Consider the following 8,044-nt stretch of genomic DNA (forward strand, 5'->3'; position numbering starts at 1 on the left):
GGGTTGGGGTGGGAGCGTGCCGTTTGGTGAGCGCTCGCCCGGTCGTTCGCCCCCATCCCCATCCCTTCCCCACGAGGGGGAAGGGAGTCGCGAAACCGGACTCGGTTCTACATCGGTCCAAGGTTAGCTTTCCATGCTCCACCGCATCCATCGAAGCCTCGACGTCCTCGTCCTCGCGCTCGCCGTCCCGATGACTCTCGTCATGCTGGGATGCGTGGTCTGGCAGGTGATCGGACGCTATTTTCTGAACTCCTCGACCTCCTTCACCGACGAACTCTCGCGCTTCCTGTTCATCTGGGTCAGCCTGCTGGGGGCGGCCTATGTGCTGGGCAAGCGCGGGCATATCGCCATCACCGGGCTGATCGACCATGCGCCGCGACCCGTCCGGCGCGGCATCGACATCTTCATCGCCGGGCTCGTCATCCTCTTCGCCACCGTGATCCTCGGCGTAGGAGGCTGGCTCCTGGTCGAGCGCAATCTGCGGCTCGGCCAGGTCACGCCGGCCATGCTGCTGCCAGTCGCCTATGTCTACGCCATTATCCCGCTCTCGGGACTGCTGACCGCGATCTACGCGCTCCTCGTCGTCTGCGAGGTGGCGAGCGGCCAGGAGATCGAGGCCAAGGAGGTCTCGCTCGACTGAGCGGGAGGAGACAATCATGGAAGCCTCGCCAGCCCTCATCCTCTCGGTCGCCTTCATCGGCTTGATGGTGATCGGCGTCCCGATCAGCCACGCGACCGGGCTCGCGGCCATAGCCGCGTTGCTCACGATCATGCCGCCGATGCCGGCGATGGCCGTCAGCGCGCAGCGCATCGCGACCGGACTCGATTCCTTCGCGCTGCTTGCCATCCCCTTTTTCTTCATGGCCGGCTCGATCATGAACCGGGGCGGCATCGCGCGGCGGCTGATCGACTGCGCCAAGGTCTTTGTCGGCTGGATGCCCGGCGCGCTGGCGCAGATCACCATCCTCGCCAACATGATGTTCGGTACCGTCTCGGGCTCGGCGGTGGCGGCGGCCTCGGCCATCGGCGGCACCATGCAGCCGATCAAGGACAAGGCCGGCTACGACCGCGCCTTCTCGGCCGCGGTCAACATCTCCTCCTGCCCGACGGGCCTGCTGATCCCGCCATCGGGCGCCTTCATCGTCTATTCGCTGGTTTCCGGCGGGACCTCGATCGCGGCGCTGTTTCTTGCCGGCTACATCCCCGGCATCCTGATGGGCGTGTCGGTGATGATCCCGGTCTGGTTCATGGCCAAGAAGCGCGGCTATCTGCCCATGCCGCCGCTGCCATGGCGCGACAAGTTCGCTGCCATCCTCGCCGCGCTGCCCAGCCTCGGCCTGATCGCGCTGGTCATCGGCGGCATCATCGGCGGCATCTTCACCGCAACCGAGGGCTCGGCCATTGCCGTGGTCTATTCCCTGGCGCTGGCCGGCATCTATCGCGAGCTCAAATTCGACGATCTCTACCGCATCATCGTCGATACGATCGAGGCCACGGCGGTGGTCTCGCTGATGATCGGCACCTCGCTGGCCATGGCCTATGTGATGTCGCTCGCCAGCATCCCGCAGCTGATCGGCGACTGGATCACCGCGATCTCTGACAACAAATATGTCGCGCTGATGCTGGTGAACATCGTGCTGCTGCTGATGGGCACCTTTCTCGACCTGACGCCGGGCATCCTGATCTTCACGCCGATCTTCCTTCCCGTGCTGACGCAACTCGGCGTCGATCCGGTGCATTTTGGCGTGATCCTAGTGTTCAACATGTGCCTCGGCATCATCTCTCCGCCAACGGGGAGCGCGCTCTTTATCGGCTGCGCTATCGCAAAAGTCTCGATCGAGCAGGTGACGCGACCGCTGATCCCGATGTTCCTGTCGAGCACCGTCGCGCTGTTGCTGGTGACCTATGTGCCGGCGCTCTCGCTCTGGCTGCCGACAGTGTTCGGCTTCATCAAGTAAGGCTCCTCCATGCATCCGCTGACCGAGGCGACACTCGCCGGAACCGGGACTTCCCAGATCGACCTCGGGCTGGAGGGCGGCTATCGCGCCACGCTGTTCCTGCTCGACGACCACCTTGCCCGCTTCCTGGCGATGCGGCCGGACGGGCTCGCCAGGCCCCGAACCTGGTCGCTCTCGCCCCGAGATCGCCTGGGCCGGCGAGCCTGACCCGATCGACGGACGCGACCGGCTCGACGTTTCCGGCTTTCCGGGCACGGCCTTCGCGGTCCTGGAGGATGCCGACACGATCACGGTCACGACGGCGTGGCTGCGCGTCATCATCCGCCGCGCGCCGCTGATGCTCGACTGGCAGACGAGGCCCACGCCGGATGCGCCTTTCGAGAGCGTCGTGAAGGACAGGCCGAGCCAGGCCTATTTCTTCGATCGCCGCTCTAAGCGCTTCCGGCACTATCTCGTCCGCGACGGACGCGAGCGCTTCTACGAGTTCGGGGACAAGGCGGGCGACGCCGAAAAGCATGACCGCCGCCTGGCCATGGGCGCGACCGATCCGCTCGGCTATGACCCCAGCCGGTCCGATACGCTCTACAAGCATACTCCCTGGTCGGTCACGGTGAGGCCCTATCGCGGGGGGGAGGCGGTCGGGCTGTTCTACGACAATCTCGCACGCGGCGCGCTCGATCTCGGCCAGGAGCTCGACGCCTATCGCGACCTGTCCCGCTCCTTCGAGGCCTGCGACGGCGATCTCGGCCTCTATGTCGTGCTGGGGCCGAAGCTCGACGACGTGGTCAGGCGCTTCACCGCGCTGACGGGCCGGGCCGCTTTCCCGCCGCGCTGGATGATTCCCTATTCGGGCTCGACCATGTCCTACACCGACGCGCCCGACGCCTCGGACAAGCTGGTCGGCTTCCTCGACCTGCTGGCAGAGCACGGCATCCCCTGCGGTTCCTTCCAGATGTCGCCGGGCTATACGCTGATCGGAGACAAGCGCTGCGTCTTCACCTGGAACCGCGACTGCTTCCCGGATCCGCAGGCCATCACCGCCCGCTTCAGGACGGCCGGCGTCGAACTCGTCGCCAATATCAAGCCGGTGCAGCTGGTCGAACATCCGCGCTTCGCCGAGGTCGAGGCCTTCCGCGGCTTCGTGCGCGACAGCGAGGATGCTTCGAGGCCCCACATCACCCAGTTCTGGGGCGGACTTGCCGCCAATCTCGACTTCACCAACCCGGAGACCAGCGCCTGGTGGTCACAGGAGGTGAAAGCGCGACTGATCGACTACGGCATCAACGCGATCTGGAACGACAACAACGCGTTCGAGATCTGGGACGAGGCTGCGGGCTGCGACCTCGCCGGCCGGACCGCGACCATCGCGACCTTGCGCCCGGTCCAGACCGATCTGAAGATGCGCGCCTCGCAAGGCGCGCATCTTGCGGCCGCGCCGCAAAAACGCCCCTATCTGATCTCGCGCTCGGGCGGGCCGGGCATGCAGCGCTATGTCCAGACCTGGAGCGGCGACAATCGCACGAACTGGGAGACGCTGCGCTACAACCTGCGCATGGGCCACGGCTTCTCGCTCTCGGGGCTCGCCATTTTCGGCCATGATGTCGGCGGCTTCGCCGGTCCCAAGCTGTTCCTGCGCTGGATCGAGCAGGGCATCTTCTGGCCGCGCTTAACCATCCATTCCTGGAACGATGACGGCAGCGCCGGCGAACCCCGGATGTATCCCGAATTGTTGCCGCAGATCCGCGACTGCCTCGCCTTGCGCGAGGGGTTGACGCCTCTGCTGTACGACCTGCTGTGGCGGTCCCATCGCGACCACGCGCCGATCCTGCGGCCGCTCTTCTTCGATTTTCCCGAGCAGCCGGAGAGCTACGACCAGTAGGATTGCTTCCTGCTCGGCGAGAGTCTGCTGGTGGCCCCCGTGCTCGACTGCGGGGCGGCGGCGCGCAAGGTCTGGCTGCCGGCCTGGGAGAGCGGCTGGGCCGTTTCTCCTTTCCGATTGGAGTTGACGGCCAGCGTGGCCGCCAACCGTCGATGGGATCAGTTTTTGATGGTGGCGAGCGAGCCAAGGCCAAGGCCGTCCACGACTTGGCGCTGGATGGGGGCGACAGCCGTATTGACAGCATCCGAGCCGAAAGGCTGGCCAACGACGACACGCTCGGGACGCTGGCCCCTGGCGGTAGCGACGAGCTTCACGATAGCCTCGGCGACATCGTGCGGCTTGGGCGCATCCTTCGAAGAGAATATGCCCATGAAGGTCTCGAACATCTTGGCGGGAATGGCACCGATCTCGCCATAGGCTGCGCCGCAGGCCGCATCAGCCGGCTGCTGAGCCGCTGCATACATATTGGTCGGATATGCGCTGGGCTGGACCAGCACGACATCGACGCCAAGTTGCGACAATTCGTAGCGGTAGCTGTCGGTCATCGCTTCAACCGCGTATTTCGAGGCCCCGTAAAGGCCAAAGAACGGGAAAGTCACGCGGCCCAGGATGGAGCCGACATTGATGACCAGGCCATTGCCCTGGGCGCGCAGCGTCGGAAGTGTGGCGCGCAGCATGCGCTGGACGCCCAACACATTGACATCGAACAGATCGCGGACCTGCTCGGGGGTATCCGCGGACACTCCGCTGAGGAGCGGCGCGACGTCCGCCAGGCCCGAAGCCGCCCCATCGTCGAAGCGCTGGAGCCGTGGCTGCACGCCAAGCTTCTCCTCGTCAGCCAGAAGAGCAAGCTTGCCGAGGCCATCCGCTACGCCCTCTCGCGCTGGGCCGGTCTCTCACGCTTCCTCGACGACGGCCGCGTCGAAATCGACTCCAACGTGGTCGAGCGCGCCATCCGGCCGATCGCCCTCAGTCGAAAAAATGCGCTCTTTGCCGGATCAGACGGCGGCGCCGAGCACTGGGCAGTCGTCGCCTCGCTCGTGGAGACCTGCAAACTCAACGGCGTCGATCCGCAAGCCTACCTCGTCGACGTCATCGCCCGCATTGTCGCTGGCCACCCGCAAAGCCAGATCGACGACCTGCTGCCGTGGGCCTACGCCTCACAGCCGCTCAAGGCCGTGGCCTGAGAACACCGCTTACGATTATGTGTGGAGCACGGCTGGCACGCTGACCTCGCGCACGCAGACGGACACGACGACGCATACGGTTCCCTATGCGACGAGCGGTCAGACGCGGACCTGGACCTATGACTATGGCACGGCGGGGTTGCTGACCTCGGTCAACGGGCCGCTTGCCGGTACCGGCGACACGGTGAGCTACACCTACGACACGGCCGGCTATGTCCAGACGATCACCAACGAGGTCGGTCAGGTCACGACGGTCAATACGGTCAACAATCGCGGCCAGCCGACGCTCGTGACCGATCCGAACGGCGTCAAGACGGCGCTGAGCTACGATCCGCTCGGGCGATTGTTGACGGTCACAGTGGATTCGCTGGGGACTGCTTCGGTCACGACGATGACCTATGACGGCATCGGGCAGATCACCAAGATCACGCAAGCCGACGGGAGCTGGCAGTCGTTCACCTATGACAACGCTCGCCGGCTGACCACCGTGACGAACAATGTCGGCGAGACCACCAATTACGTCCGCGACGCGATGGGCGGGGCGACCTCGATCACGCGCAAGAAGGCCGATGCGTCGACGACCTTCGCGCGGACGCAGACCTTCGACGAGCTCGGCCGGTTGCTGAAGGCGATCGGAGCGGGGACCGGCAGTGCCAGCAGCACCTGGGGCTTCGGTTACGACAAGACCGACAATCTGGTCGCCGTGACCGATCCGCGCTCGAACCTCTACAACTACGGCTTCGACGCGCTCAACCGTCTGATCAGCGAGACCAACGAGGACAGCGACGTCGTCCAGGTCGCGCGCAACGGCGTCGATGCGATCACCAGCTAATGCCTGACGCTCCTAGTCAACTTCTAGATGATATGCGCTTGCATAAGTTTCGTGGCGGAGATCAGTGCTGGGCTCTAAGGGATTTGCGCGGCCGTGGGGTTTGGGGCAATGATGAATTAAGGCGGGCGGAGAAATTTTTCAAATGTCGATCAAGTAGTTTATCTGCTTCATTGCGCCCTTCGACGAACGAATGTCGGCTTTAGATTCAAACAAGAAACAGCGGATAATCTGGAGTTATGTACGATGCCCTGGTTTGCTGCGCATGTCACCACAATATACGAATCTACATCAAGTAATTCCTATAGTTATGCAGAAGACTCAGTTCTCCTCATTTTTTCAGAAAACAGGACCGTTGCGGCAGAAAAAGCTAAGAACAGATTGATAAATATGAATAAGACTGTAGAAAATAAAGAATACGGTCTCGATAATAAATATACTATACGAACTCATTCTGTCAGAAAAATAGTTGACATATCTAATGAAGATCTTTCAAATGAAGATTTGCCAGCGAGTTTGTCTGAAATTACTTTTCAATTTTATAGATTTTCCTCTAAAGAGGATGCTATTAAATTTCTAAATGGTGACATTTTTGTAAACGTTAGTATGGTCGACGGAGTAGAGAACTAAGATTGTATGCCACAAGAAAATCTAATGTAATGAGTGGCGGCGGCGGAGGGCGATGATGATCCGACGGCCCGGGCGCAGCTTCCCTCGCTGAACGGGCCGAAGTGCAGGATCGCACCGCGCGCGGTGGTGGCAGATGTCGACACGACGAGCCCGAAGACGCTCTTCGTCAATGCCGACCGGCCGCTCCAGATGACGAACGCCAGCAAGGCCCTGGTTTGGTATGCGGTCTACAAGCCCTATGGCGAGGTCGCCCCGACGGTTCGTGGAGCGATGGCGCAGCGCCTTGTCCGTCGCTTGTGTCCCCAGTGTTCGCAGCCGGTCGCATTGGACCAGGGGCAGGTCGAGCGTCTTGCTGAGCATGCGAATTTATCCCAGTGCATAGATCAGGCCGAGAACGGAGGCGATCAGCAGCATCTGAGGCAATCCCATCCAACCGATCCAGGCGCCGGCTGCGGCGACGAATTTGACATCGCCCATTCCGATGCCGTCGAATCCTCGGTAGTATCGGTAGGCGACAGCGATGATGCCGAGAAGAAGGCCGCCGGCCAAGACGCCGATCAACGACTCCACGGGTCTCGGCAGCCCGGTTGCAAAGGATTGGGCAAGGCCCGTCGCCAGAAAGCCGAGATTGAGCCGGTTCGGCAGGGTGAGGCGGACAGAATCGATCCAGCACGCATAGGCGAGGATACCGGAAAGGCCGAGACCAAATACGTAGATCAATCAATCCTCGCAATACCGTGCGATCCAAGATCAATCTGTTGTTTGGCGGGCAAAATAACCAAGTCGCGATCCTCGATCTCTATCCAGACATATTCTCGCATCGCCGATCTCGTTGGCGTCACATTATCACCGCATCGATTTCATTAAAAATCACTTATAATCGCCTTAGATTCACTAAAATGAATAATCTCTGCAGAAATGTCTATAATTCCGTTCGACAATAATATACGAATATTATGATTATAGTTTGTTCCGTCATCAATTTTCGATACGATACCGCTCTCACAAAGCGGATTAGACTCCTCGTAGCTTATATCTATCTTCTTTGGACGGATATTGAGAGCCACCAAACGTAGTATTGGGAAATTACTAATTTCGGTTGAACTAACCTCGTATTTCGTCAGCCAAAATTCAATTATGGCATACGCTGGCAAGCTAAGGTCGAATTTGAAGATAGATGCCCCTTTCAATTTCTCCGTATATCTAAAAGAATTATCTTCCATGGCGTTCATCTCTTTCAAAAATCGCCGATAAACGGCGGGCATATTGATGTGGGGAGAGATCTTATTTTGAGGACACGCGTTAAGCCGCTTCGTAAGCAAAAATAATGACAGAATCCAAGGCCTCCTACTCGCCCCGAATTTTGGAGGCTACAAAGATCGGAAGAGCATACTTGGGTGCCATCTTGAGGACGAGGTGATGGCTTCGGAGGTCTAGGTCGTGTGGACAAACCTGATCCAGCATCGGATCGTTGCGAGCTGCACGAACCCGAGGAAGCTGGACGCGAGCTTGTCGTAGCGGGTCGCCACGCGGCGTGAGTGCTTGATCTTGTTGAAGAATC

General features: G+C 60.7%; 9 protein-coding genes and 3 pseudogenes. 9 read left to right on the plus strand and 3 right to left on the minus strand.

All coding sequences use genetic code 11. The annotated features are described in order from the left end of the window. Window positions 1–133 precede the first annotated feature (133 nt). The 5 genes from AE618_RS23640 to AE618_RS29310 are packed head-to-tail and all read left to right on the plus strand — an operon-like array spanning window position 134 to window position 4,254. Window positions 134–640: a TRAP transporter small permease gene (locus AE618_RS23640; RefSeq protein WP_054211535.1), complete on the plus strand. Its 507-nt coding sequence runs from the start codon at window positions 134–136 to the stop codon at window positions 638–640. Between the two features lie 16 nt (window positions 641–656). Next, entirely contained in the window at window positions 657–1,958 is a 1,302-nt protein-coding gene (locus AE618_RS23645; protein WP_054211536.1) for a TRAP transporter large permease, read from the plus strand. Between the two features lie 9 nt (window positions 1,959–1,967). Then, on the plus strand, window positions 1,968–2,165 hold the full coding sequence (locus tag AE618_RS28215; protein WP_156330457.1) for a hypothetical protein: 198 nt from the start codon (window positions 1,968–1,970) through the stop codon (window positions 2,163–2,165). Beyond that, entirely contained in the window at window positions 2,074–3,837 is a 1,764-nt protein-coding gene (locus AE618_RS23650; RefSeq protein WP_054211537.1) for a TIM-barrel domain-containing protein, read from the plus strand. The genes AE618_RS28215 and AE618_RS23650 overlap by 92 nt, the downstream gene beginning before the upstream one ends. 9 nt (window positions 3,838–3,846) lie before the next feature. Beyond that, complete coding sequence (locus tag AE618_RS29310) at window positions 3,847–4,254, plus strand: hypothetical protein (protein ID WP_432704524.1); 408 nt, start codon at window positions 3,847–3,849, stop codon at window positions 4,252–4,254. 86 nt (window positions 4,255–4,340) lie between these two features. On the opposite strand, the pseudogene AE618_RS29315 reads toward AE618_RS29310, so the two are convergent. After that, a pseudogene (locus AE618_RS29315) lies at window positions 4,341–4,655 on the minus strand (SDR family NAD(P)-dependent oxidoreductase); the annotation flags it as partial. Between AE618_RS29315 and AE618_RS29190 the strand changes: the two are divergent. The 4 genes and pseudogenes from AE618_RS29190 to AE618_RS28960 form a co-directional block, all read left to right on the plus strand. Then, window positions 4,539–5,024 (plus strand): annotated as a pseudogene (locus AE618_RS29190) (IS66 family transposase); the annotation flags it as partial. The pseudogenes AE618_RS29315 and AE618_RS29190 overlap by 117 nt on opposite strands. 19 nt (window positions 5,025–5,043) lie before the next feature. Continuing rightward, a complete protein-coding gene (locus AE618_RS23665; RefSeq protein WP_054211539.1) occupies window positions 5,044–5,856 on the plus strand; it encodes an RHS repeat protein in 813 nt (270 codons plus the stop codon). Window positions 5,857–6,099: 243 nt separating this feature from the next. After that, window positions 6,100–6,483 carry a hypothetical protein gene (locus AE618_RS28220; RefSeq protein WP_156330459.1) on the plus strand — a complete coding sequence of 128 codons (384 nt, stop codon included), beginning with the start codon at window positions 6,100–6,102 and terminating at the stop codon, window positions 6,481–6,483. Between the two features lie 33 nt (window positions 6,484–6,516). Next, a complete protein-coding gene (locus tag AE618_RS28960; RefSeq protein ID WP_248311000.1) occupies window positions 6,517–7,350 on the plus strand; it encodes a hypothetical protein in 834 nt (277 codons plus the stop codon). Here AE618_RS28960 and AE618_RS28225 read toward each other — a convergent pair. Together AE618_RS28225 and AE618_RS23675 are read right to left on the minus strand one after the other, a co-directional pair. Beyond that, the gene (locus AE618_RS28225; protein WP_156330460.1) at window positions 7,347–7,706 is read right to left on the minus strand and encodes a hypothetical protein; all 360 of its coding nucleotides are present in this window, start codon (window positions 7,704–7,706) and stop codon (window positions 7,347–7,349) included. The genes AE618_RS28960 and AE618_RS28225 overlap by 4 nt on opposite strands. Before the next feature lie 210 nt (window positions 7,707–7,916). After that, a pseudogene (locus tag AE618_RS23675) lies at window positions 7,917–8,044 on the minus strand (IS5 family transposase); the annotation flags it as partial.

This window comes from Allobosea vaviloviae (assembly GCF_001298265.1).
GTDB classification, from domain to species: Bacteria; Pseudomonadota; Alphaproteobacteria; order Rhizobiales; family Beijerinckiaceae; genus Allobosea; species Allobosea vaviloviae_B.